We start from the raw sequence: 22,953 nt of genomic DNA on the forward strand, positions 1-22,953 counted from the left end.
AAAGATCGGGACATGGTGAACCTCAAGCGCGGCCTCGCGGTCGGGGCGGCCCGTTCGCTCGCTCCCCGCGTCACCTCGATGGCGCCCGGCCTCACCTCAGCGTTCGTGCGGCAGGCGCTGCACCGCGCGATCGAGGGGGTCGGCCCGCTGCCCGGCGCGGCCGCCGCGGCCGAGGCCCAGCTGCGCGAGCAGAAGGGCGACGTCGACAAGGCCGTCCACGAGCTGATCGAGAACCACGTGCGCTACGCCGGCGTCGAGGGCTTCGTCACCAACGTCGGCGGCCTCGTCACCTCCGCGCTCGTCGCGCCGGCCAACATCACCGGCCTTGCCCTGATCGAGTGCCGGATGATCGCGGGCATCGCGCACCTGCGCGGCTACGACGTCGACGACCCGCGGGTGCGCAACGCGATCCTGGTGACGATGCTCGGCCAGGAGACCGTCACGAAGATGGTGAAGAAGATGCAGATCCCGGGCCCGCCGATGGCGCTCGCGACGGCACCGGAGCACGACCCGTCCAACGACGACGCCATCACCACCGCGGTCGCCACCGACCTCATCAGCGACGTGATCGGCAAGCGGCTCGCGACGACGATCGGCCGACGGGTGCCGCTCATCGGCGGCGCGGTCGGCGCCGTCGCCGACGGCTACGACACCTGGAAGGTCGGCCGCTACGCCGACCGAGAGCTCCTGCCCCGCGCGGCTCGATAGAAGCGGAGCATGCCCCGGCCCGCCCGGGAGGCCTGCAGGCGCCGTACGACCTTCTCGCGGAGGCGGTACGTCGGCCGCAGGTAGGACCGCTCGAGCGCGGCCCGGGTCTCGCCGAGCTCGCCGTGCAGGCGGTCGATCTCCTCGCGCTGGCGCGCGGATTCGAGCAGCAGTGCCTTGACCGCGTCGACGGCGGCCTCGGCGACGAGCCGCTCCCGCGGCCGGTCGGGGTCGACCCACTTCTCCGGGTCGGGGGTGACGCCGCGAAGGTCGGCGAGGTCGCCGACCACGTCGTAGCCCCGCTGACGGACCTCGTCGATCCACGCGTCCTGGAGCCCGGTCACCCAGGGCAGCAGGTCGGGCGGCAGCGACAGGCGGGGCGAGCCGGTGCGCTTGGAGAGGGTCTGGTGGGCGAGCAGCTCACGGACCAGCGGCCGGTAGTGGTGCGGCGGGACGTCCTTGTTGGCCGCGAGGTTGATCCGCCGTACGAGCGTGGTCTCGGGCGACCCGAGCGACGGGTTGGACCGCTCGGTGTGCAGGTCGAGCTCGATCTCGTCGAGGCCGAACGCCTGGCTGAACCGCTTCCAGAGCAGCTCGGGTGCCCCACCCGGCGGCGGCACCGTCACGAGGTGCACCTGCTCGGGCGGCAGCTGCGCGCCCCAGCGGTCGAGGATGTCGGGGATCTCCTGCACGCCCCAGAACCACGATCCGATGCGGCTGTCGCGGCCGGGGTCGCGCAGCCGCTCGAGGAACTGCTCGTAGGACAGCGTCGCGCGGTGCTTGACGTTCTCCTGCCACTCGGCGGGGATCTGCCGGATCAGGTCGCGAACCGAGAGGATCAGGTGCACCTCGGTGCCGTCGCCGAGCGACTCCAGCGCCCGGCCGGCCTGCGAGCGGGAGGCGGTGGCGAGGATCTCGTGGCTGATGACCGCGGTGCCGCGGTGCTCCCGCACCTGGGCGGCCAGCGCGTCCCAGCGGCCGACGGCCTCGTGCTCAAGCCCGCCCCAGGGCAGCCGCATCAGGTCGAGAGCGGCGAGGAAGTGGGCGTCGAACCGGTCCGCGGCGTAGAGGATGCCCTCCTCGCGGAGCCGCTTCCGGTTGTGGAACAGCACGTCCTGGAGGTAGGACGTCCCGGTCTTCGGGGTCCCGACGTGCAGGAGGACCTTCCTTTTCCTCACTGCTGCTCCTTTGCGCTGCGGGCGACCGGCCCGGCCGGCTCGATCAGGACCTGGGTCGCCAGCGCCAGCACCTCCGCCTCGGACGGCTCGCAGCGGTCGTCGTCACGGTCGGTCGCAGGCGCCAGCAGCAGGTCGGGGTCGCCGAGGAAAGCGTATCCACCGCGCGTCAGCTGCGTGCGCAGGCGTTCGGCCCGGTCGTCGATCCACCCCCGCAGCTCGGTCGGTACGGCGACCGCGGGCCCGCCGAGCCCGGTGAGGCGGGGCGCGAGCCGGCCCCTGAGCAGCGCCTCGCGCTGGTCGCGGCCGACGAGCAGCGCGAGGGAGGGGCCGACCCACCGGGCGAGATCGGCGGCGGCGCCACCGATCTCCGGGGGTGCCGCGAGCCCGCGGCTGCCCTGGAGGGCGCGCGGCAGCAGGGTGCGGTCGAGGACGATCGAGACCCGCTCCGGCCCGATCCGCGCGCCCCAGGTGCGGGCCGGGGTAAGGATGTCGGCGCGGGGCGGCAGCCGGTCGGCGCGCGCGAGCCCGCGCAGCCACTCGGTCCACCCGGCCCCGCCCTCCGCGAACGCGCGCGCGGTCCAGGCCTGGGCGACCATCGTCTCGAGGTCGGCGGCGAGCACGTAGACGTGACGCGGCTGCTCGCGCTGCGGCCGGCCGCGCCGCGCCAGGTCGGCGAGCGCGGGCTCGACGAGCCAGGGGTGGCCGACCAGGCGGTAGCTGGGCGCCCACGGCCGGCGCCGATGCCACCAGTGGCGGCGCTGCGGCTCGGGCTCGCCGGCAGCCACCAGGTCCTCGGCGATCAGGCCCGAGGCCACCCGCACCAGGTCGCGGGGCGGCAGCGCGGCGGGGTCGACGGGCCGCGGACCGAACCGCGGCTCCGGCCCCGCGCCGGCCAGCAGCAGGTCCGGCCGGCCCCGCCCGGGCGCGCTGGCGGCGAGCAGGCGGTCGACCAGCACCGGGTCGGTGCGGACGCCGCGGCGTACCGCCTCCTCGTTGACCCGGCGGAGGAGCTCAAGCTGCTGGGCGCCGGGCAGCCACGGCCCGCGCTCCTCGCCCTCCGCGGTCCAGTCGGCCCACGGGGTCGTGCCGCCGTCGCGGAGTGACGCGACCCACCCCCACGCCCGTCGTACGCCACTCATGATGAGGGCAGTCTGCCGCACCCGATAGTGTCCGTTGAGATCCGAGTCGAGGGTTGAGGGAGTCTGTGAGCACGCGGCAGCCGGTGGTCGTCCTCCACGTCGGGGCGATGAAGACCGGCACGACGTACCTCCAGAACAAGGTCCTCGCCAACCGCGACGCCCTCGCCGAGCAGGGGGTCGACTTCGCCGGCGAGCGCTGGCGCCAGCAGGTGAGCGCCGTGCAGGACCTGCTCTCGCTCGCCCAGCACGACCCCAACGTCGAGCAGCTGAGCAGCGGCGCCTGGGACCGGCTGGTGCACCAGATCCGCGGCACCGACGCGCGGGCGTCGCTGCTGTCGATGGAGTTCCTCAGCTTCGCCGGTGAGGAGGCCGCGCGCCGGGCCGTCTCCAGCCTGCAGGGGCTCGAGGTGCACGTCGTCATCACCGTCCGCGACACCGCGGCGATCATCCCGTCGCTGTGGCAGACCTCGATCACCAGCGGCGGCGTGACGACGTGGCCGCGCTACACCAAGGTGGTGCGCGCCAGCATGCGCGCCGGCGGACGGGTGGGCTCCGGCCTGGCCCGCGCCGGCGTACCGTCGGCCCGCCGCTTCGGTGAGGCGATCGACATCCCCCGGATGATCCGGGTCTGGACCTCCGTGCTGCCGGCCGACCGGGTGCACGTGCTGGTCGTGCCGGGCTCGTCCGCGCCGCGCGACCGCCTGTGGGAGCTGTTCTCCGAGATCCTCGAGGTCGACCCCGCCGCGCTGACCGCGCCGCCCGAGCACGTCAACGAGTCGCTCGGGCTGCCGTCGGCCGAGCTCGTCCGTCGCCTCAACGCCGCGCTCCGGCTGCGCCAGCCGTCGCAGCAGCGCACCGTCAAGGTCGACCTGGCTCGCGACGGGCTCGGCCCGCTGCGCGCCGAGGAGCGGCGGGCGCAGCTCGACCCGGCGACGTTCCGCGCCGCGCTGCGGTGGAACAAGCACATCCGCTCCGTGCTCGCGAGCTCCGGCGTGCGGGTGCACGGCGACGTCGCGGACCTGCCGACCGAGGCCGACCCGGCCGACTACCAGGTCGACGCCGTGCAGGAGCCGGCCGCCGAGCGGGAGCTCATCCGCGCGGCCCGCCAGGGCTTCCGCACGCTGCGCCGGCTCAACCGGCGGCTGGTCCGCGAGGCGCTGCCGCGGCAGGGTCGCGCGCGCTACCTCTCCCACCTGGCGGCGCAGCTCGCGTTCCCCCGGGGATGGCAGGCCGCCGACGACCCGGTCGCCCTCGCGGTCGAGGACCTCGCCACGCTCACCCGCTCGGCGATCAGGCTCGAGCGCCTCGCCGCCCGGCGCCGTCGCCGGGCCCGGCGACGGAAGGCGCGGCGGCGGGCCGCCCGGCAGGCGGCGAGGCGGGCCGAGCGGCGGGCCGAGCGGCGCGGGGTCTCCGGCGCGGAGGCCGCGGACGCGAGCGAGGGGTAACTCAGTGTTACGAACGCTTGCTGGGTGCTGTGACCGGTCATAGCGCCGAGGGGGCGTTCGTAACACTGAGTTACGCCAGCGCGCGCACCACCGCAGACGGCGAGGGGCGGCCGAGTCGCTCGGCCATCCAGACGCTGGTGGCGGCGACGGCGCTGAGATCGACGCCGTGCTCGATGCCGAGGCCGGTCAGGAACCAGACGAGGTCCTCGGTGGCGAGGTTGCCGGTCGCGCTCTTGGCGTAGGGGCAGCCGCCCAGGCCGCCGGCGGAGGCGTCGTACGTCGTGACGCCGGCCTGCAGTCCGGCATGCACGTTGGCGAGCGCCTGGCCGTAGGTGTCGTGGAAGTGCAGCGCGAGCCGCTCGGGGCCCACCCCCGCGGCGCCGAAAGCTGCGACCAGGTCCTTGACGTGGCCGGCGGTGCCGACGCCGATGGTGTCGCCGAGGCTGAGCTGGTGGCAGCCGAGGTCGAGCAGCCGCTTGCCGACGGCGACGACCTGCTCGGGCTCGACCGCGCCCTCCCACGGGTCGCCGAAGCACATCGACACGTAGCCGCGGACGTCCACCCCGCTGTCGAGGGCGCGCGCGACGACCGGCTCGAACATCTCGAACTGGCTCTCCAGCCCGCGGTTGAGGTTCTTGTTGGCGAACGTCTCGGTGGCCGAGGCGAACACGGCAACGTGCCGCAGTCCGAGCGCGAACGCCCGGTCGAGCCCGCGGTCGTTGGGCACCAGCACCGGCAGGTCGCGAGCGGTGTCGCCGAGGTCGTCGACGAGCCCCGCCATCAGGTCGGCCGCGTCGGCCAGCTGCGGGACCCATGACGGGTGCACGAAGCTCGTCGCCTCGACGATCGGCAGGCCCGCGGCCAGCAGGCGCCGTACGAACTCCGCCTTCACGTCGGTCGGCACCGCGGTCTGCTCGTTCTGCAGCCCGTCGCGCGCCCCGACCTCGTAGATCGTGACCTTCGCGGGCAGCCCCGGCTCGGGCCGGGTCATCGGCAGGCTCACGACGGCACCTCCTCGACCACGAACAGCGGGGCGCCGAGGGCGACCTGCTGGCCGGTCGTGGCAGTGACGGCCGAGACGACGCCGTCGTAGGGCGCCTTGAGGGCGAGCTCCATCTTCATCGCCTCGACCACGCCCAGCACGTCACCGGCGGCGACGGGCGCGCCCTCGGTGACCCGGACGTCGAGCACGGTGCCGGGCATCGGCGCGACGACGGTGCCGTCGCCGACCGCGGCCCCGTGGTCCGCGGCGGCGTCGGGCCGCTCGAAGACGAAGCGCTGGCCGCGCCAGGCGAGCTCCACCCCGTGGGGGGTGACGATCGCCGCGGGTCGTGCGGGTGGGAGTGACCCAGGGGTCACGCTGACCTGCACGACTCCGTCGTCGAACTCGACCGCCACCGGAGCGGCGGGCCCGCCCAGCCGGAACCCGTCGGCCGCCATCGGCCCGTCGGCTGCGGTGTTGGCCTCGAGCCAGAGCCGCGCGGCGACCTCGCGCGCCTCGGTCGGGTCGGGCGCGGGCAGCTCCGTGCGGTCGAGCCACGCGGTGTCGATGCCGCCCGGCTCGGCGAACTCGGCACTGGCGGCGAGGGCCCGCAGGAAGCCGGTGTTGGTGGTCAGCCCGAGGATCGCGATGTCGTCGAGCGCGGCGACCAGCCGACGTCGCGCGGTCTCCCGATCGCCACCCCGGACGACCACCTTCCCCAGCATCGGGTCGTACGACGTGCTCACCACCTGCCCGGACCGGAGCGCGTGGTCGACGCGGGCGCGGTCCGACCACTGCACCACCGTCGCGCGACCGGCCTGCGGGAGGAACCCGGCATAGGGGTCCTCGGCGTAGACGCGCGCCTCCATCGCGTGGGAGTGCGGCGCGACCTCCTCCTGCGCCAGCGGCAGCGGCGCGCCCTCGGCGACCCGCAGCTGCAGCTCCACCAGGTCGACCCCGGTGACCTCCTCGGTGACCGGGTGCTCCACCTGGAGCCGGGTGTTCATCTCGAGGAAGTAGAACTCCCCGGTGTCGGCGTCGAGGAGGAACTCCACCGTGCCGGCGTTGGTGTAGCCGACCTGCCTGCCGAGCGCGACGGCCGCCGCGTGGATGCGGTGCCGCAGGTGCGGGTCGAGGCCGGGCGCCGGCGCCTCCTCGATGACCTTCTGGTGCCGTCGCTGCACGGAGCATTCACGGGTGAGCAGGTGCAGCACGGTGCCGTGGGTGTCGCCGACGAGCTGCACCTCGATGTGGCGGCCGCGCTCGACGTACTTCTCGACCAGCAGGGTGTCGTCGCCGAACGCCGACGCCGCCTCGCGGCGGGCGGCCGCCGCGGCCTCCGCGTAGTCGGCCGCCGAGCGCACCACGCGCATGCCCTTGCCGCCGCCTCCAGCCGCGGCCTTCACCAGCACCGGGTAGTCGAACGACGCCGGGTCGGCCGCGGCGTCGTACGACGGCACCACCGGTACGCCGGCCGCGACCGCAACGTCGCGCGCGCGGTCCTTGCGGCCCATCACGTCGATGACCTCGGGCGTCGGGCCGACCCAGGCGATCCCCGCGTCGACGACCGCGCGGGCGAACCCGGCGTTCTCCGAGAGGAAGCCGTAGCCCGGGTGGACCGCGTCGGCGCCGGCGGCGACCGCAGCCGCGACCTGGGCCTCGACCGAGAGGAACTCGCCCTCGCCCTGGACCGCGCGGACGCCCAGGTCGTCGCAGGTGCGGGCGATGCGGGCGGCGATCTCGCCCCGGTTGGCGATGTAGAGGGTCTCGATACGCCCTCGCCCAGAGGCTCGGGCTACTCGACCAGCCTGGTTCGTCATGGCCATCACATCCGGAAGATTCCGTAGGAGGGCTCCGGCACCGGCGCGTGCGCGGTGACGGCGAGCGCCATGCCGAGCACGCGGCGGGTGTCGGCGGGGTCGATCACGCCGTCGTCCCAGAGCCGCGCGGTCGCGTAGTAGGGCGAGCCCTGGGTCTCGTACTGCTCCCGGATCGGCGCCTTGAACTCCTCATCGTCCTCGCGGCCAGCGACCGTGGCGAGCACGTTGGCCGCCTGGTCGCCGCCCATCACCGAGATCCGCGCGTTGGGCCACATCCACAGGAACCGCGGGTCGTAGGCACGTCCGCACATGCCGTAGTTGCCCGCGCCGAAGGACCCGCCGATGACGACGGTGAGCTTGGGCACCACGGAGCAGGCCACCGCGGTGACGAGCTTGGCGCCGTCGCGCGCGATGCCGCGGTTCTCGTAGTCCTTGCCGACCATGAAGCCGGTGATGTTCTGCAGGAACAGCAGCGGGATGCCGCGCTGGTTGCACAGCTCGACGAAGTGCGCGCCCTTGAGCGCCGACTCGGAGAACAGGATGCCGTTGTTGGCGACGATGCCGACCCGGTGGCCGTGGATGCGCGCGAAGCCGCACACCAGGGTCTCGCCGTAGAGCTGCTTGAACTCCTGGAGCCGCGACCCGTCGACGAGGCGACGGATCACCTCACGCACGTCGTACGGCGTCCGCGTGCTCGCGGGCACGACGTCGTAGATCGACTCCGGCGGCTCGTGCGGCTCCTCCGTCGCGACCACGTCGGCGTGCGACGCCTGGGCGGGCAGGTGGTCGACGATCCCGCGCAGGATCTGGAGCGCGTGGGCGTCGTCGTCGGCGAGGTGGTCGACCACGCCCGACTTGCGCGCGTGCACGTCGCCGCCGCCGAGCTCCTCGGCCGTCACGACCTCGCCGGTGGCCGCCTTCACCAGCGGCGGGCCGCCGAGGAAGATCGTGCCCTGCTCCTTGACGATCACGGTCTCGTCGGACATCGCCGGCACGTAGGCGCCGCCGGCGGTGCACGAGCCCATCACCGCGGACAGCTGCGGGATGCCGCGGGCCGACATGTTCGCCTGGTTGAAGAAGATCCGGCCGAAGTGCTCCTTGTCGGGGAACACCTCGTCCTGCATCGGCAGGAACGCTCCGCCGGAGTCGACGAGGTAGAGGCAGGGCAGCCGGTTCTCGGCTGCGATCGTCTGCGCGCGCAGGTGCTTCTTGACCGTGACCGGGTAGTAGGTGCCGCCCTTCACGGTGGCGTCGTTGGCGACGACCATGCAGTCGCGCCCCGACACCCGCCCGATGCCGGCGACCACCCCTGCCGACGGGACGGCGTAGGTGTCGTCGGGCGCGGCGCCGTACATCCCGAAGCCGGCGAGCGGCGCGACCTCGAGGAACGGGCTGCCGGGGTCGAGCAGCCGGTCGACCCGGTCGCGGGCGAGCAGCTTGCCGCGGTCGGTGTGCTTCTTGCGGGCGGCGTCGCTCCCGCCCTGGCGGACCCGTGCGAGGTGCTCCCGCAGCTCGGCCGAGAGCTCCCGGAGGGTGGACATGACCCCGAGGTTAACGATCGCTAACCTCGGGGTCAACGCCGCGGAGCGGCACCACCCTCAGTCGAGCTGGAAGGTGATCGTCCCCTCGATCGTGTCCCAGTTGGAGTCCATCCCCATCTCGGCCTCCCAGTTGTCGGCCTTGTAGGTGATGCTCGAGGCGGTCCGGGAGACCTCCTCGAACTCGATGCTCACCACGTTGAGCCGCTCGCCGCTCTGGGTGTGCGAGGACTCGCAGTCGCCGAACGTCCACGTGTAGTCGTAGTAGATGAACAGCCCGATCCGCACCGACCCGCGCGAGGTGTGCGTGAAGGCGCCGTGGATGTCGTCGGTGTAGGGGTCACCGGTCCAGACGAACCCGCCCTCGCCGGACTCGGTCGTGTCGTCGAACTCCGGGCAGCTGCCGCCGGCGGCGAGGTGCTGCTCGCCGGTGTAGGTGTAGCGGCTGCCGGCGTCGGAGAATTCCGCGTCGTAGGAGTCGCCCTCGACGTCCATCCGGATGCCCACCGTCGACGTCCGGTCCCACGCGAGGATCCCGCCGTCGTCGGGGACCTCGCCGACGTCGCGCAGTGTGATCTCGCCGGAGATCGAGCCGTCACCCGCGAGCGGGAGCACCCTGGTCTTGCGCTTGGGCGCCTTGCAGTCGTTGCGCGCGGGCCCGGCGTCGGCCTCGATGCACGCGAGCACGTAATAGGTGCCGGGCGCGGTCCCCTTGGGGACGGTGACCCGTGCGGTGACGTCCCACGAGGTGCCGCCGATCAGGGCCTTCAGCCGCGCGCTGCCGCCGAGGGCGCGGTCGCCGCGGTCCTTCTTCGCATCCTTCGACAGGTAGTAGCGGACCGTGGTCGCCTTCGACTTGCCCAGGCCCGCGTTGCGGACCTTGGTCTCGACGCCGAACGCCTTGCTGATCGTGGCACTGGCGGGCGCGGTGGTGCTGGTGACCGTGAGGTCGGCACGGGCGCGCGCCTGCGCGGCCTCGGGCGCGGCCAGCGGCGCGGCTGCGACCAGCCCGAGCGTCAGCAGCGTGGCGAGGGTACGGCGGCGCCGTGGACGGTGAGTGCGTGACATGACTCTCCTTCTCGTGGGTAGCCCGAGACGACTTGCCGAATTGGACGCGCGAGATCGCGATCGGTGCTCATCCCGAAGGATGAATTCGGGTACCGGACCGGCGAACCCCGACGAAAGGAGCCCCTCCATGTCGACTGTCGGCACCCTCACCCGCCTCGCAGGCACGGCGATCGGCCGTACGGCGCACGCGGTCAAGCACCCGGTGGAGTCCGCCGCCTTCGCCGCCGGCCTCGCCCGCGGCACCGCCGGCGCGGTGATCAGCGGCGTCCGCCGCCCCGGGCCGGACGGCGGGGCTGGAGCGGGTGGAGCGACCGCCGCGGACGGGGCAGCCGGCACGTCGGAGCGCACCAGCCGAGCGGCCACGACCACCGCGACCCCGGCCGGCACCGAGGTCGGCCCGCGCCCGATCCCGGACCCCGTCGCCACCGAGCCGAGCGCGGCGTCGCGCACGTCCGCGCACGGGGGCGCCGACACCGCGCCCGCCGACGACCCGCTCGCCGAGGTGGGCGAGGACCCCGACGTCGAGACGCCGGTCGGCACGACCGGTGCCGGCGAGGGCTACAACCCTGACACCGCCGAGACCGGCCTCCAGCAGCCCGGGACCGAGCCCCTGATGGACCCGTCCCTGACCAAGTCGGTGAAGTCGGAGGCAGAGACCTTGCGAAGGGCCGCCGACACCGAGAAGGGTTGAGGAATGCCTCTTGCCGTCTACAAGGACCTCTGCATCGACGCCGTCGACCCGCAACGCCTCGGCGCGTTCTGGGCCGCCGCGCTGCGTCTCGATCTCGAGCAGCTCGACGACGGTGACGTGAAGCTCGTCGGGCCCACGCCGCAGCACACCGTCTGGATCAACCGGGTTCCCGAGCCGTTGACCGTCAAGCAGCGGGTCCACCTCGACATCAACGCGCACGGGGTGCAGGAGGTCCTCGACCTCGGCGCGACGCCGCTCGACACCGACTCGTTCGACTGGAAGGTGCTGCGCGACCCCGAGGGCGGGGAGCTCTGCGTCTTCGAGCGCGACCACGAGCCGACCCAGCGGCTGCTGGAGATCGTCGTCGACAGCGCGAACCCCCGCGCCCAGGCCGAGTGGTGGGGCGACGTGCTGCACGGTCAGGTCGGCCACAACCAGGACGCCGGCTACTCCTGGGTCGAGGAGGTCGCGGGCGCCCCGTTCTCCTACCTCGTCTTCGTGCCCGTGCCCGAGCCGAAGACGGTGAAGAACCGGATCCACATCGACGTCGAGTCCGGCGACATCCCCGACATCGTCGGTCGCGGCGCCACCCGGCTGCGCGAGCCCGACGACGAGATCCGCTGGACGGTGCTCGCCGACCCCGAGGGCAACGAGTTCTGCGCGTTCGAGCCGCGCCGGATCGGCGGCAACGACGACGTCGACCCGCGGTTCGAGGACGTCGCGAGGTGAACGAGTACTAACCTGAGCGGGTGTCCGCGCCCGCCAGCACCCCGTCGCGCCGCGAGCAGATCCTCGCGACCGCCGCGGACCTGTTCGCTGCGCGCGGGTTCCACGGGGTGTCGGTCGCCGAGCTCGGCGCCGCGTGCGGGATCTCCGGCCCGGCGCTCTACAAGCACTTCCCGTCCAAGCAGGCGATGCTCGCGGAGATGCTGACGTCGATCAGCGAGCGGCTGCTCGAGGTCGGCCGCGACCGGGTGGCGACGGCCGCGGACCCCGCCGACGCCGTACGGGCGCTCGTCGACTGGCACGTCGACTTCGCGCTCGCCCACCGGCCGCTGATCGTCGTGCAAGACCGCGACTGGGAGTCGCTCCCCGTGGACGCGCGCGACGACGTACGGCGGCTCCAGCGCGCCTATGTCGACGTCTGGGCCGACCAGCTGCGCGCCCTGCGTCGCGACCTCACCCCCGACGCCGCGCGCGCATCGGCGCACGCGGCCTTCGGGTTGCTGAACTCCACCCCGCGAGCGGGCCACGCGCTGCGCGACGACGAGCTCCGCTCCTTGCTGGCCTCCATGGCGCTCGCCGCGCTGGGAGTTCCGACCGCAACATAAGCGGGACGTCTGGAACCCGAGGGTGTGCTCGGGCTCACACGGGTTACCGGGCATGCGGAGGGAGGGAGCCCACCGGCGACCTCGGGAGGGAATGCCGGTGACGGCTCGTACAAGTGATGTCTCAAACCACAACGGTGAAGATCGCCGCCGGTGTCGCTGGCGGCTACCTGCTTGGCAGGACCAAGAAGCTCAGGCTCGCGATGTCACTGGCGGGCCTGCTCGCCGGGAAGAAGCTCGCGGCCGATCCCAAGGCGATCGCGGAGAGCATCGTCAAGTCCAGTCCGGAGCTGAAGAACCTGCGGAGCCAGCTGACGGAGGGCCTCGGCGGCGCCGCCAAGGAGCTCGCGCTGGCCACGGCCGCATCGCGGATGGAGTCGATGACGCGGGCGCTGCAGGCCCCGGCGGACGAGTCCGACGAGGACGGCGAGGACGGCGAGGACGCCGAGGACGCCGAGTACGACGAGGAGTACGACGACGAGCCGGAGGACGAGCTCGACGACGAGCCGGACGACGAGGCCGAGGACGACGAGGAACCCGACGACGACGAGCCCGACGAGGAACCCGACGAGGAACCCGACGAGGAACCTGAGGACGAGGCGGACGACGAGGAACCCGGGGACGAGGCCGACGACGAGCCCGAGGAGGAGCCCGCTCCGAAGAAGACCGCCCGCCGGTCGAGGCGGAGCACCCGCGAGACCTCCTCGCGGAGCACCGGCAACAAGGCAGCCAAGAAGGCGCCGGCGAAGAAGACAGCCGCGAAGAAGACAGCCGCGAAGAAGGCACCGGCCAAGAAGACCGCCGCCAAGAAGGCACCAGCCAAGAAGACCGCCACGAAGAAGACAGCCGCCAAGAAGGCACCGGCCAAGAAGTCGTCCTCACGCGGTCGCACGACGAAGAAGTCGTCGTCCGGATCGCGGAGGTGACGACATGGCCACCTCCAACGCACAGGACCGGCTGCGCGACGCCTCCCAGGCGCTCGTGGGCGCCCTGAAGGACAAGGCGGTCGACAAGGCGGAGCACGGGATCACCGGGCTCACCGACCGCATGCAGGACAAGGCCGGCAACGGGGGGCTCGACCTGCCGAAGCCGAACCTCTCCGACGTCGGCAAGCTGCTCAAGCCCGGGCTAGGGAAGCTCCTTCCCGGCAAGGGCGGCTCGAACGGCGGATCGGGCGGCTCGGGATCGAAGAAGCCCACGACGATCATCGAGGAGATCGACGTCGGCCTTCCCGTCTCCTTCGTCTACGACCAGTGGACGACCTTCGGCGCGTTCCCCTCCTTCATGAAGAAGGTCGAGAACGTCGACGCCGTCGAGGACCAGCGGCTGAGGTGGAAGGCGCAGATCTGGTGGTCGCACCGGGAGTGGGAGGCCACCATCCTCGAGCAGCTGCCCGACGAGCGCATCGTCTGGCGGTCCGAGGGGGCCAAGGGACACGTCGACGGAGCGGTCACCTTCCACGAGCTCACGCCCGACCTGACCCGCGTGATCGTCGTCCTGGAGTACTACCCGCAGGGCTTCTTCGAGCACACCGCCAACATCTGGCGGGCACAGGGACGCCGCGTACGGGTCGAGCTCCAGCAGTTCCGGCGCCACATCATGTCGCACGCCGTGCTCGATCCGGACCAGGTCGAGGGCTGGCGCGGGGTGATCGAGGACGGCGAGGTCGTCGAGGAGCCCGAGGAGTCCGAGGAGCCCGAGGACGAGTACGACGACGGTGAGGACGACGAGCCGGACGACGAGGACGCGCCCGAGGACGAGTACGACGACGAGCAGGACGAGTACGAGGAGGACGACGCCGAGGACGAGGACGACGCCGAGGACGAGGACGACGCCGAGGTCGAGGACGAGGACGACGACCTCGAGGACGACGAGGAGGAGGACCGAGCATGACCGTCCAGACCACCAGCGGCCGTCGCTCCGGCGGCTATCTCGAACGCCCCGCGCCGAGCGGGCTCGCGGACGTCGTCGAGATCATCCTCGACAAGGGGATCGTCATCGACGCCTACGTCCGGGTCTCGCTCGTCGGCATCGAGCTGCTCACGGTCGACGCGCGCATCGTGATCGCGAGCGTGGACACCTACCTCCGCTTCGCCGAGGCCACGCAGCGTTTGAACCTCGGCACCGCAGAGGGCAAGGACCTCGGCGACGCACTGGACGACCTGCGCCAGGGCGGCGCCAAGAAGAAGACCAAGGGCGCCCTCGAGGGGGTGAAGGACGCCCTCACCCCGGGAAGCAGCAAGGGTGAGGACGACGAGGACGAGGAGGAGAAGGAGAAGTCGAGCAGCAACAGGTCCCGTAGTCGCGCGCCGTCGCGGTCGAGGAGCTCCCGATGACGGTGACAGCGGAGGTGGAGTCGGGCCTGCTGGTCTACGGCGTCGTCCCTGCCGGGACGGCGCTCCCCGATCTGTCCGGCGTGGGTGACGCCCCACTGTCCTTGCTCCCCCACGCCGGGCTCGCCGCCGTCGTGGGGCCGGTCCCGATCGACCGGCCCCGGGTCGGCCCGGCGGAGCTGCGCGCCTACCACGCTGTGGTCGACGCGCTGGCCTCCGCCGGGCCGGTGGCGCCGGTGCGCTTCGGCGCGGTGCTGCGCGACGAGGCCGACGTCGTCGACGCGCTGCTGGCGCCGCACGCCGCGACGCTGACCGAGCTGCTGGCGACGCTCGAGGGGCGGCGCCAGCTCAAGCTGCGGGCCCGGTTCGTCGAGGACGTCGTGCTGGCCGAGGTCGTCGCCGCGGACCCGGTGATCCGCGACCTGCGGGAGCGCACGCTCGCGGCGCCGGAGGCGGTGTCGTGGGCCGACCGGGTGCGCCTCGGCGAGCTCGTCGCTCACGCGGTGGAGCAACGGCGCGACGCCGAGGCCGGGGCGCTCTGGGACCTGGTCGCACCCCACGCCGTGGAGCTCCGGGAGAGTCCCGGGTCCGGCACCGACCACGTCGTCGACCTCGCCCTGCTCGTCGACGACGACCGGATCCCCGGTCTCGAGCGGACCCTGGAGGCGTACGCCGAGGCGGCGTACGACCGGGTGCGCCTCAGCCTCAGCGGCCCGCTGCCGCCGTACGACTTCGTCGAGGCGTCATGGGCCTGATCACCGGGATCCTCGGGCTGCCGACCGCTCCGCTGCGCGGGACGGTGCGGATCGCCGAGGTCGTGCTCCAGCAGGCGGAGGAGGCCTACTACGACCCCGCGGTCGTCCGCCGCCAGCTCGAGGACGTGGCGCACGCGCGGGAGGCGGGGGCGCTGTCCGACGCGGAGGCCGACTGGTGGGAGGAGGAGCTGATCGCCCGGCTGATGGAGGGAGCACAGCGTGAACGGGACTGAGGCCGCCAAGGCGGCCGTCCGCCACCTGGCGGACCTGACCGGCCGCGAGACCGAGGCCGTCGTGGGGCTCGACAAGGGCGACGACGGCTGGCGGGTCGTGCTCGAGACCGTCGAGCTGCGGCGGGTCCCGTCCACGACCGACGTCCTCGCCACCTACGAGGTGGCGCTGGACACCGACGGGGAGCTCAGCGGGTGCCGGCGCGTGCAGCGCTACTCGCGCGGAGCGACCCGGGAGGAGGAGTGACATGACCGACCGCCCCACCGAGACCATCGAGCGGCCCGGGCCGTCCTCGGTGGTCGGGCCGTACGGCGGCCGCGAGCCGCGTCCCGCGTCGCTCGCCGACGTGCTGGACCGGGTGCTCGACAAGGGCATCGTGATCGCCGGCGACATCCGCGTGAACCTGCTCGACATCGAGCTGCTCACGATCAAGATCCGGCTGCTCGTCGCGTCGGTCGACAAGGCCGAGCAGATGGGCATCGACTGGTGGAAGCACGACCCGATGCTCAGCGGCCGCGAGGGACGGCTCGCCGACGAGAACCGCGAGCTGCGCGAGCGGGTGCGCGAGCTGGAGGAGCGCCATGGGTGAGCCGGCGCGCTACCTCTACGCGGTCTCCCGCGGCCTCCCGGTCTCCGCGCTCGACGGCGTGACCGGCATCGGCGGCGCCCGGCTCGAGGTCGTCGGCGTGCTCGACCTCGAGGCCACCGTGAGCACCGTCGACCTCGACGAGTTCGGCGAGGAGGGCCTGCACGCCCACCTCGAGCAGCTCGACTGGGTCGAGCGGACGGCACGCGCCCACGACCGGGTGGTGCACGCCTGCGCGGCCGCCGCGCCGACCGCGCCGATGCGGCTGGCCACGGTCTGCCTGGACGACGAGAGCGTCCGGCTCCGGCTGGAGGAGTGGTACGACGACCTGGCGCACGCGCTCGACCGGATCGCCGGTCGGCAGGAGTGGAGCGTCAAGGTCTATGCCCACGCGCGGGCTGGCGGGGAGGGCCGGTCCGCGCGTGCTCCGGAGCCCGCGGCTGCCGGCGGGGCGGCGTACCTCCGCCGCAAGAAGGCCGCCGCCGAGGAGCGCCTGACCTCCGAGCGGGCCTCCGCCGAGGCGGCCGCGTCCGTCGACCGCGCTCTGGGGGCGCTGGCGGTGGCCACGCGCCACCTGCGGGCGCAGGACCCGCGTCTCTCGGGGCACGCGGGGACGATGCTGCTCAACGGCGCCTACCTCGTCGACTCGGTCGCCGCGGACGAGTTCACCGCCGCGGTCGCGAAGCTCGTGGCCGCTCACCCCGACGTGTCGATCGCGTGCGACGGACCGTGGCCGCCGTACTCCTTCGCGACCCTGGAGCAACCGTGACCGTCGTCGCCGAGGAGCAGGCGTACGGCGACATCGCGCTCGTCGACCTGCTCGACCGGTTGCTCGGCAGCGGCGTGGTGATCGTCGGCGACGTGGTCATCAGCCTGTCGGGCATCGACCTCGTGCAGGTGCGGCTGCACGCGGTGATCACCTCGGTGCGGAAGGAGATGGCGAACGGATGAGCCACCGGACATCGCCCGCCGGGCAGACCCGGCTGCTGACCGAGCGCCTCGAGACCGACCCGGAGTCGGTCGAGCGCGACCTCTTCAAGCTGGTGCTGACGATCGTCGAGCTCGTGCGACAGCTGATGGAGAAGCAGGCGCTGCGCCGCGTCGACGAGGGCGACCTGACCGAGGAGCAGGTGGAGGCTCTCGGGCTCGGGCTGATGCACCTCGAGGAGGCGATGGAGAAGCTGAAGTCCCGCTACGACCTGACCACCGCCGACCTCAACATCGACCTGGGGCCGTTGGGGACGCTGCTCAGCACCGACTGAGCGCGGCGTTGTTGCTGCCGGACGACAACGCGGTTGATCCCGGTCACAAGGTGACACCGATCAACCGCACTGTGTCTCCACAGGAGTTGCCGCCATCACGAGCCCACGGTGGGTCCCTAGATTGGTCGGGTGGAGCTGAGCGTGGTGGAGAGCGACGGTGTCGACGAGAGGACGCGGGCGGAGCTCCGTGAGCTGTGGGACAGCGCGTTCGACGACTTCGGCGACGACGACGCCGACCACGCCTACGGCGGCGTGCACGTGCTGGCGCGCGACGGCGGCCGGTTGCTGGCGCACGCCAGTGCAGTGCCGCGCCGCATCCGGTTCGGCGACGGACCGTGGCGCGAGATCGGGTACGTCGAGGCCGTCGCCGTCGTGCCGGAGCGGCAAGGTGAGGGCCTCGGCCGGCAGGTGATGCGGGCGCTCCAGGTCGAGATCGCCGCCCGGTGGCCGGTCGCGATGCTCTCGACCGGGAGCCACGGCTTCTACGAGGGGCTCGGGTGGGAGCGGTGGGATGGGCGGTCGTTCACCCAGACCCCGGAGGGCGCCGTCGCCGACGGCGAGGAGGACGGCCTGATGATCCTGCGGGTCGAACCCCGCGCCGTGCCGGACCTGGCTGTCGAAGCGACGTGCGAGGACCGGCCTGGCGACGCCTGGTGAGCCTGCGTCAGAGCAGGCCGTCGGGCACGTCTGCGCCCGCCTCCAGCGCGGCGAGCAGCTCCCGGGCACGGAGCACCGCGTCGGCGGCGACCTCCACGTCGTCAGCCAGCTCCTGCGCCCCGCCGCTCGGACCGGGCTGCCGGTCGTGGACGGCGGCGACGAGCTCGTCGCGGGGCAGGCCGCGGATCGCGAACAGCACGAGCGGGTCGGCGTCGACGAGCCAGCCGACCTGCAGCAGCACGGCGATCGCGTGCGGGCACGGGTCGAGGTAGTGGTCGCAGGTGCACGTCGCCGACAGCTCGCCGCCGTAGGGCAGGAGCTCGGCGCCCACCTCGTCGGCGTGCTCGACGAGCTGGTGGGAGAGCTCGCCGTCGAGCAGCGCGGCGATGCGGCCGGCCTCGGCGGAGACGACCTCGACGAGCCCCTTGAGGGCGGTGTCGTCGAGCACGGGCACCGCGATCTCGACCGTCCACGCGTCGTCGCCCTCGCGCACGGCGGCGAGCAGCGACCCGGGCGCCACACTGATGCCGCCGACCTCGCCGCGCCGGGCGGCGGCCTTGCCGCGACGCAGGTCGCGGTCGCCGTACGCCGCCTCCTCGACCGCGCGCTGCCACGCCTTCGCCCACCAGTTGCGTACGCCGCCCCGCGGCGGAGCGAGCCGGGCGTGGGTCACTCGTCGGGGCGCGCCCACCGCGGTCACTCCCCGCCCTCGTCGGCGAGGGCGTCGATGTAGTCGAGCCGCTTGCGCTCGCGGCGCAGCGTGACGAGGTCGCGGAGCTCGCTGTTGCTCAGCTCGGTGAGGGCCGCGTCGCCGCGGGCGAGCACGGCGTCGGCGAGCGACCGCTTGCGCTCGAGCAGGCCGGCGACGCGCTCCTCGATCGTGCCGCGGGTGACCATCTTGTGCACCTGGACCGGCCGCGTCTGGCCGATCCGGTAGGCGCGGTCGGTGGCCTGCTCCTCGACCGCGGGGTTCCACCAGCGGTCGACGTGGACCACGTGGTCGGCGCGGGTGAGGTTGAGGCCGGTGCCTCCGGCCTTGAGCGAGAGGAGGAAGACCGGCACCTCGCCGTCCTGGAACCGGCGGACCATCGCCTCCCGCTCCGGCACCGGGGTGCCGCCGTGCAGGAACTGGTGGGGCACGCCCCGCGCCGCGAGGTGCTGCTCGACCAGCCGCGCCATCGCTACGTACTGCGTGAAGACGAGGACCGCGCCGTCCTCGGCGATCACCGTGTCGACCAGCTCGTCGAGCAGCTCGAGCTTCTCCGACCGGCCGCGCAGGGTGACCGAGCCGGACTGCTTGAGGAACTGCGCGGGGTGGTTGCAGATCTGCTTGAGGCCGGTGAGCAGCGACAGCACCAGGCCGCGCCGTTGCGGGTCGTCGCCGGGCAGTCGCTCGATGCGCTCCATGGTGTCGCGCACGTAGGCCTCGTAGAGGACGGCCTGCTCGCGGGTCAGCCCGAGCAGGTGGTCGGTCTCGGTCTTCGGCGGCAGCTCGGGCGCGATGCCGGGGTCGGACTTGCGGCGCCGCAGCACGAACGGCCCGATCAGGTCGGCGAACTGCTTCGCCACGAGCGGGTCGGTGCCGGCCTCGATCGGCGCCGCCCACACCCGGCGGAACGCCTGTCGGCTGCCGAGCAGCCCGGGCGTGCACCAGTCGAGGATCGACCACAGCTCGGTGAGCTCGTTCTCGACCGGGGTGCCGGTCAGCGCGACGCGACCGCGGCTCGGGATCGTGCGCAGGGCCCGGGCGGTCGAGGTGCGGGAGTTCTTGACGTGCTGCGCCTCGTCGGCGACGACGAGGTCCCAGGGCACGCCGGCCAGCGCGGCGCTGCTCCTCCGGAGGGTGCCGTACGTCGTCAGCACGAACCCGGCGCTGCCCTCGGGGGTCGAGTGGTCGGAGCCCCTGGGCGAGGACGTATCGAGACCCTCGAGCGTGCGGGCGCCCCCGTGGAAGCGCCGCACCGGGACGCCGGGCGCGAACCGCTCGACCTCGGCCTCCCAGTTGCCGAGCAGGCTCGCGGGGCAGACGACCAACGTCGGCCCGCCCTGGGAGAGGCCCTGCTCGAGCCGGTGCAGGTGGAGAGAGATGAGGGTGATCGTCTTGCCGAGGCCCATGTCGTCGGCGAGACACGCGCCGAGCCCGAGCCCGGTCAGGTCGGCGAGCCAGGTCAGCCCGTGCCGCTGGTAGTCGCGCAGCTCGGCCCGCAGCCCCGCCGGCGCGGGGAGCGGGTCGCGGGTGGGCGCGTCGAGCAGCCGCTCGCGCACCGTGAGCAGCGAGGCGCCCACGACCACCTCGGCCTTGTCGCGCTCGCCCTCGGCGTCGGCCGGCAGCTCGGTCACACCGGACAGCGCGGCACCCAGGGCCTCGACACCGGTGGCCTTGCGGATCAGCCGCTTGCGCGCTCGCTGCGCCGTTGCCGGGTCGACGATCGTCCACGCACCGCGCAGCTTGAGGACGGGGCTCGCCGCGGTGGCGAGCTCCTCCATCTCCTCCTCGGTGAGCGGGTCGCCGTGCAGCGACACCTGCCACGAGAACGCGAAGAGCCCGTCGACCGCGAACGGGCTGTCCTGGAGCGGGAGCTCGGCCCCGCGCGGCTCGGACGGCCGCCCATCCCGAAGGGATGGCGGGCGGGTAGGAAGGCGGTCGAGGACCGCGCGGGTCGTCAGCTCGGGGCCGAGCGATCGCGGCCAGTGCACGTCGACGTGCGCCTCGCGCAGCGCCGACACGTGCTCGAGCAGGCCGCCGATCTCGGCGCCGTCGAGGGTGAGCTGGTCGGGCACCGAGAGCTCGAGGAACCGGTCGAGCACCGGCCACACCTCGGCCGCGCAACGCAGCGCGATGCTCGCGTGCACCCGGGCCCGCGGCCCGAACCCGTGGGTCGCGTCGCCCCCCGTCTGGGTCCACAGCAGGGCGGCGTCGCAGACGTGGAGCGGGTCGCGCTCGTCGTGCACCTGGAGCACCAGGCGGACGGCGCCGCCCCGCAGCTCCTCCTCGTCGGCCTCGACCCGCAGCGAGATCCGCACCAGCTCGGGCAGCGCGCCTCGCGCGGTGCGGGCGGCTCGCTCCCCGATCCGCTTCTGAAGGCGGGCCGCGAAGTCGCCGGCCCCGTCACGAGACACCTCGACCGCCGGCCGAGCGGCCGGCGCCGCGCGCGGCAGCGTGTCGGCGACCGCGTCGAGCACGCCCCGCACGATCTCGGCAGCCGCAGAGGCGTCGACGTCGTCGTAGGACCGCGCCCGAGCGAGCTGCTCGACGCTGTCGACGTCGCGCGCGTCGAGTCCGTCGACCCGCCACCCGGGCACCTCTCCGACGACGGGAGCGATCTTGCCGTCGGCCACGAACCGTGAGGCGAGCAGCGCCGCGCCGCCGAGCAGGGCGACGCTCGGGTGGGCGTCGTCGCTCCGGCGCGCCTTGCTCAGGACGGGCAGCGCCGCCCGGATCGGCAGCGCGACCGTGCGCCGGCCACCGGTGAACTCGATCGTCGACTCCCGCGCCGGCCGGGCCGGGTGGAACGTCGCCGGTCCGGTGACAGGCACGAACGACACGCAGCCTCCTCGCGAGGGATCCGGGCACCCAGGGACTCCGACGCTAACGGCTGGCCCCGACACGGAGTTCCCGCGACGTCGGAGTGCACGTGGCGCAGCCCACAGCCCTCCGGATATGCATGATGCATATGCCGTCCGTAGGCTCGGAGGGTGACTGATCCGCACCCCGACGGCGCAACGGCCGTAGACGCCCCGCAGGACGACAAGCTCGACAGGGGCGTGCTGATCACCGCCGGCGTGGTGGTGCTCGGCGCGATCATGTCGATCCTCGACATCACGGTCGTGTCCGTCGCGCTCGAGACGTTCCAGCGCGAGTTCGACGCGACGTCCGCCCAGGTCGCCTGGACGATGACCGGCTACACGCTGGCGCTCGCGACGGTGATCCCGCTGACCGGGTGGGCCGCCGACCGGTTCGGCACCAAGCGGCTCTACCTGCTCGCGGTGCTGCTCTTCACCATCGGCTCGGTCCTGTGCGCGGTGGCCGACAGCCTCCAGGTGCTCGTGATCTTCCGGGTGCTCCAGGGGCTCGGCGGCGGCATGCTCATGCCGCTGGGCATGACGATCCTGACCCACGCCGCCGGCCCGCACCGGGTCGGCCGGGTCATGGCCGTGATGGGCATCCCGATGCTGCTCGGCCCGATCTTCGGGCCGATCCTCGGCGGCTGGCTGATCGACATCGCCAGCTGGCACTGGATCTTCCTGATCAACCTCCCGATCGGCGTCGTCGCGATCGTCTACGCGTGGATCGTCCTGGAGAAGGACCACGTCGAGCCGTCGGAGACCTTCGACTGGCTGGGCGTGCTGCTGCTCTCGCCCGGCCTGGCCCTGTTCCTGTACGGCGTCTCGAGCATCCCCGAGCACGGCACCGTCGCCAACGCGGAGGTGCTCACGACCGGCATCCTCGGCCTCGTCCTGGTCGCGCTCTTCGTGCCGTGGGCGCTGAGCCCGCGCAACGCCCATCCGCTGGTGGACCTGCGACTGTTCGCGTTCCGCAACATGACGGTCGCGATCATCGCCATGGCGCTCTTCGCGATCGCCTTCTTCGGCGCGAGCCTGCTCTTCCCGCTCTACTTCCAGCAGGTCCGGGGCGAGAGCGCCCTCAGCGCCGGCGCCCTGCTCGCACCCCAGGGCATCGGCGCGATGCTGACCATGCCGGTCGCCGGCACGCTGGCCGACAAGAAGGGCCCGGGCAAGGTCGTCCTCGTGGGCATCTCGCTGGTCACCATCGGCATGGTGATGTTCACGCAGGTCGGCGCGGAGACGTCGTACACCTACATCCTCGGCTCGCTCTTCGTGATGGGCCTCGGCATGGGCAGCACGATGATGCCGATCATGAGCGCGGCGCTCGCCACGCTGACCGCCCACACCACGGCTCGCGGCTCGACGCTGCTGAACATCAGCCAGCAGGTCGCCGCCTCGATCGGCACCGCCGTGTTCTCCGTGCTCCTGACCAACGCGCTCAAGAGCGAGGCCGAGGCGGCCGGTGGCGTTCCCACCCTGACCGGGATGGCCGACGCGTTCTCGTCCGTGTTCGTGAGCGGCGCCGTGCTGGTCGGCTGCTGCCTGGTCCCGGCGCTCTTCCTGCCCCGCAAGCCGCCGGAGGAGCCCGTCGACCCGTCGGTCGTGATGGGTCACTGACCGCAAGAGTCCATGCCGAGCGACGGGCCCCGATCCGGTGGATCGGGGCCC

General features: G+C 73.0%; 25 protein-coding genes. 17 read left to right on the forward strand and 8 right to left on the reverse strand.

Annotated elements, in window-relative coordinates; genetic code table 11:
* Nucleotides 1–12: 12 nt before the first annotated feature.
* Complete coding sequence (locus tag HNR19_RS20695) at nucleotides 13–708, forward strand: EcsC family protein (protein ID WP_179669717.1); 696 nt, start codon at nucleotides 13–15, stop codon at nucleotides 706–708.
* On the opposite strand, the gene HNR19_RS20700 is transcribed toward HNR19_RS20695, so the two are convergent.
* Both HNR19_RS20700 and HNR19_RS20705 read right to left on the reverse strand, forming a co-directional pair.
* Nucleotides 669–1,883 (reverse strand): hypothetical protein, encoded by a 1,215-nt coding sequence (locus HNR19_RS20700; protein WP_179669718.1) that lies wholly within the window; start codon nucleotides 1,881–1,883, stop codon nucleotides 669–671. The genes HNR19_RS20695 and HNR19_RS20700 overlap by 40 nt on opposite strands.
* Complete coding sequence (locus tag HNR19_RS20705; protein WP_179669719.1) at nucleotides 1,880–3,022, reverse strand: hypothetical protein; 1,143 nt, start codon at nucleotides 3,020–3,022, stop codon at nucleotides 1,880–1,882. The genes HNR19_RS20700 and HNR19_RS20705 overlap by 4 nt, the downstream gene beginning before the upstream one ends.
* 65 nt (nucleotides 3,023–3,087) lie before the next feature.
* On the opposite strand from HNR19_RS20705, the gene HNR19_RS20710 reads away from it, so the two are divergent.
* Nucleotides 3,088–4,467, forward strand: coding sequence for a hypothetical protein (locus tag HNR19_RS20710; RefSeq protein ID WP_179669720.1), 1,380 nt, complete (start codon nucleotides 3,088–3,090; stop codon nucleotides 4,465–4,467).
* A gap of 70 nt (nucleotides 4,468–4,537) precedes the next feature.
* Here the strand turns inward: HNR19_RS20710 and HNR19_RS20715 are convergent, their stop codons facing one another.
* From HNR19_RS20715 to HNR19_RS20730, 4 genes are read right to left on the reverse strand one after another with little or no spacing between them, the layout of a single operon-like run.
* Nucleotides 4,538–5,470 (reverse strand): hydroxymethylglutaryl-CoA lyase, encoded by a 933-nt coding sequence (locus HNR19_RS20715; protein WP_425490699.1) that lies wholly within the window; start codon nucleotides 5,468–5,470, stop codon nucleotides 4,538–4,540.
* Nucleotides 5,467–7,269, reverse strand: a complete 1,803-nt coding sequence (locus HNR19_RS20720) for an ATP-binding protein (RefSeq protein ID WP_179669721.1) — start codon at nucleotides 7,267–7,269, stop codon at nucleotides 5,467–5,469. The genes HNR19_RS20715 and HNR19_RS20720 overlap by 4 nt, the downstream gene beginning before the upstream one ends.
* A gap of 5 nt (nucleotides 7,270–7,274) precedes the next feature.
* Nucleotides 7,275–8,810, reverse strand: coding sequence for a carboxyl transferase domain-containing protein (locus HNR19_RS20725; protein WP_179669722.1), 1,536 nt, complete (start codon nucleotides 8,808–8,810; stop codon nucleotides 7,275–7,277).
* A 57-nt stretch (nucleotides 8,811–8,867) separates the two neighbouring features.
* The gene (locus HNR19_RS20730) at nucleotides 8,868–9,875 is read right to left on the reverse strand and encodes a CARDB domain-containing protein (protein WP_179669723.1); all 1,008 of its coding nucleotides are present in this window, start codon (nucleotides 9,873–9,875) and stop codon (nucleotides 8,868–8,870) included.
* Nucleotides 9,876–10,002: 127 nt separating this feature from the next.
* On the opposite strand from HNR19_RS20730, the gene HNR19_RS20735 reads away from it, so the two are divergent.
* The 14 genes from HNR19_RS20735 to HNR19_RS20800 all read left to right on the forward strand — a co-directional run bounded on the left by HNR19_RS20735 (nucleotide 10,003) and on the right by HNR19_RS20800 (nucleotide 17,718).
* Complete coding sequence (locus HNR19_RS20735) at nucleotides 10,003–10,566, forward strand: hypothetical protein (RefSeq protein ID WP_179669724.1); 564 nt, start codon at nucleotides 10,003–10,005, stop codon at nucleotides 10,564–10,566.
* 3 nt (nucleotides 10,567–10,569) lie between these two features.
* The gene (locus HNR19_RS20740; protein WP_179669725.1) at nucleotides 10,570–11,295 is read left to right on the forward strand and encodes a VOC family protein; all 726 of its coding nucleotides are present in this window, start codon (nucleotides 10,570–10,572) and stop codon (nucleotides 11,293–11,295) included.
* Nucleotides 11,296–11,315: 20 nt separating this feature from the next.
* Complete coding sequence (locus HNR19_RS20745; protein ID WP_179669726.1) at nucleotides 11,316–11,897, forward strand: SACE_7040 family transcriptional regulator; 582 nt, start codon at nucleotides 11,316–11,318, stop codon at nucleotides 11,895–11,897.
* A gap of 134 nt (nucleotides 11,898–12,031) precedes the next feature.
* Complete coding sequence (locus HNR19_RS20750; protein WP_179669727.1) at nucleotides 12,032–12,820, forward strand: histone protein; 789 nt, start codon at nucleotides 12,032–12,034, stop codon at nucleotides 12,818–12,820.
* A 4-nt stretch (nucleotides 12,821–12,824) separates the two neighbouring features.
* Nucleotides 12,825–13,787 carry an SRPBCC family protein gene (locus HNR19_RS20755; RefSeq protein WP_179669728.1) on the forward strand — a complete coding sequence of 321 codons (963 nt, stop codon included), beginning with the start codon at nucleotides 12,825–12,827 and terminating at the stop codon, nucleotides 13,785–13,787.
* A complete protein-coding gene (gvpJ, locus tag HNR19_RS20760) occupies nucleotides 13,784–14,230 on the forward strand; it encodes a gas vesicle protein GvpJ (protein ID WP_179669729.1) in 447 nt (148 codons plus the stop codon). Before HNR19_RS20755 ends, gvpJ (HNR19_RS20760) begins: the two co-directional genes overlap by 4 nt.
* Nucleotides 14,227–14,982: a GvpL/GvpF family gas vesicle protein gene (locus HNR19_RS20765; RefSeq protein ID WP_179669730.1), complete on the forward strand. Its 756-nt coding sequence runs from the start codon at nucleotides 14,227–14,229 to the stop codon at nucleotides 14,980–14,982. The genes gvpJ (HNR19_RS20760) and HNR19_RS20765 overlap by 4 nt, the downstream gene beginning before the upstream one ends.
* Complete coding sequence (locus HNR19_RS20770; RefSeq protein WP_179669731.1) at nucleotides 14,973–15,215, forward strand: gas vesicle protein GvpG; 243 nt, start codon at nucleotides 14,973–14,975, stop codon at nucleotides 15,213–15,215. Before HNR19_RS20765 ends, HNR19_RS20770 begins: the two co-directional genes overlap by 10 nt.
* Entirely contained in the window at nucleotides 15,202–15,459 is a 258-nt protein-coding gene (locus tag HNR19_RS20775; protein WP_179669732.1) for a gas vesicle protein GvpO, read from the forward strand. Before HNR19_RS20770 ends, HNR19_RS20775 begins: the two co-directional genes overlap by 14 nt.
* 1 nt (nucleotide 15,460) lies before the next feature.
* Complete coding sequence (locus HNR19_RS20780; protein ID WP_179669733.1) at nucleotides 15,461–15,802, forward strand: gas vesicle protein; 342 nt, start codon at nucleotides 15,461–15,463, stop codon at nucleotides 15,800–15,802.
* Nucleotides 15,795–16,568, forward strand: a complete 774-nt coding sequence (locus tag HNR19_RS20785) for a GvpL/GvpF family gas vesicle protein (protein ID WP_179669734.1) — start codon at nucleotides 15,795–15,797, stop codon at nucleotides 16,566–16,568. The genes HNR19_RS20780 and HNR19_RS20785 overlap by 8 nt, the downstream gene beginning before the upstream one ends.
* The gene (gvpJ, locus tag HNR19_RS20790; protein WP_179669735.1) at nucleotides 16,565–16,750 is read left to right on the forward strand and encodes a gas vesicle protein GvpJ; all 186 of its coding nucleotides are present in this window, start codon (nucleotides 16,565–16,567) and stop codon (nucleotides 16,748–16,750) included. Before HNR19_RS20785 ends, gvpJ (HNR19_RS20790) begins: the two co-directional genes overlap by 4 nt.
* The gene (locus HNR19_RS20795; RefSeq protein WP_179669736.1) at nucleotides 16,747–17,061 is read left to right on the forward strand and encodes a gas vesicle protein K; all 315 of its coding nucleotides are present in this window, start codon (nucleotides 16,747–16,749) and stop codon (nucleotides 17,059–17,061) included. Before gvpJ (HNR19_RS20790) ends, HNR19_RS20795 begins: the two co-directional genes overlap by 4 nt.
* A 129-nt stretch (nucleotides 17,062–17,190) precedes the next feature.
* Nucleotides 17,191–17,718 carry a GNAT family N-acetyltransferase gene (locus HNR19_RS20800; RefSeq protein ID WP_179669737.1) on the forward strand — a complete coding sequence of 176 codons (528 nt, stop codon included), beginning with the start codon at nucleotides 17,191–17,193 and terminating at the stop codon, nucleotides 17,716–17,718.
* A gap of 7 nt (nucleotides 17,719–17,725) precedes the next feature.
* On the opposite strand, the gene HNR19_RS20805 is transcribed toward HNR19_RS20800, so the two are convergent.
* Entirely contained in the window at nucleotides 17,726–18,418 is a 693-nt protein-coding gene (locus HNR19_RS20805; protein ID WP_179669738.1) for an SWIM zinc finger family protein, read from the reverse strand.
* Complete coding sequence (locus HNR19_RS20810; protein WP_179669739.1) at nucleotides 18,415–21,264, reverse strand: SNF2-related protein; 2,850 nt, start codon at nucleotides 21,262–21,264, stop codon at nucleotides 18,415–18,417. Before HNR19_RS20810 ends, HNR19_RS20805 begins: the two co-directional genes overlap by 4 nt.
* A gap of 150 nt (nucleotides 21,265–21,414) precedes the next feature.
* Between HNR19_RS20810 and HNR19_RS20815 the strand changes: the two genes are divergently transcribed.
* A complete protein-coding gene (locus HNR19_RS20815) occupies nucleotides 21,415–22,902 on the forward strand; it encodes a DHA2 family efflux MFS transporter permease subunit (RefSeq protein ID WP_343047302.1) in 1,488 nt (495 codons plus the stop codon).
* Nucleotides 22,903–22,953 lie beyond the last annotated feature (51 nt).

The organism is Nocardioides thalensis (assembly GCF_013410655.1).
Taxonomy (GTDB): domain Bacteria; phylum Actinomycetota; class Actinomycetes; order Propionibacteriales; family Nocardioidaceae; genus Nocardioides; species Nocardioides thalensis.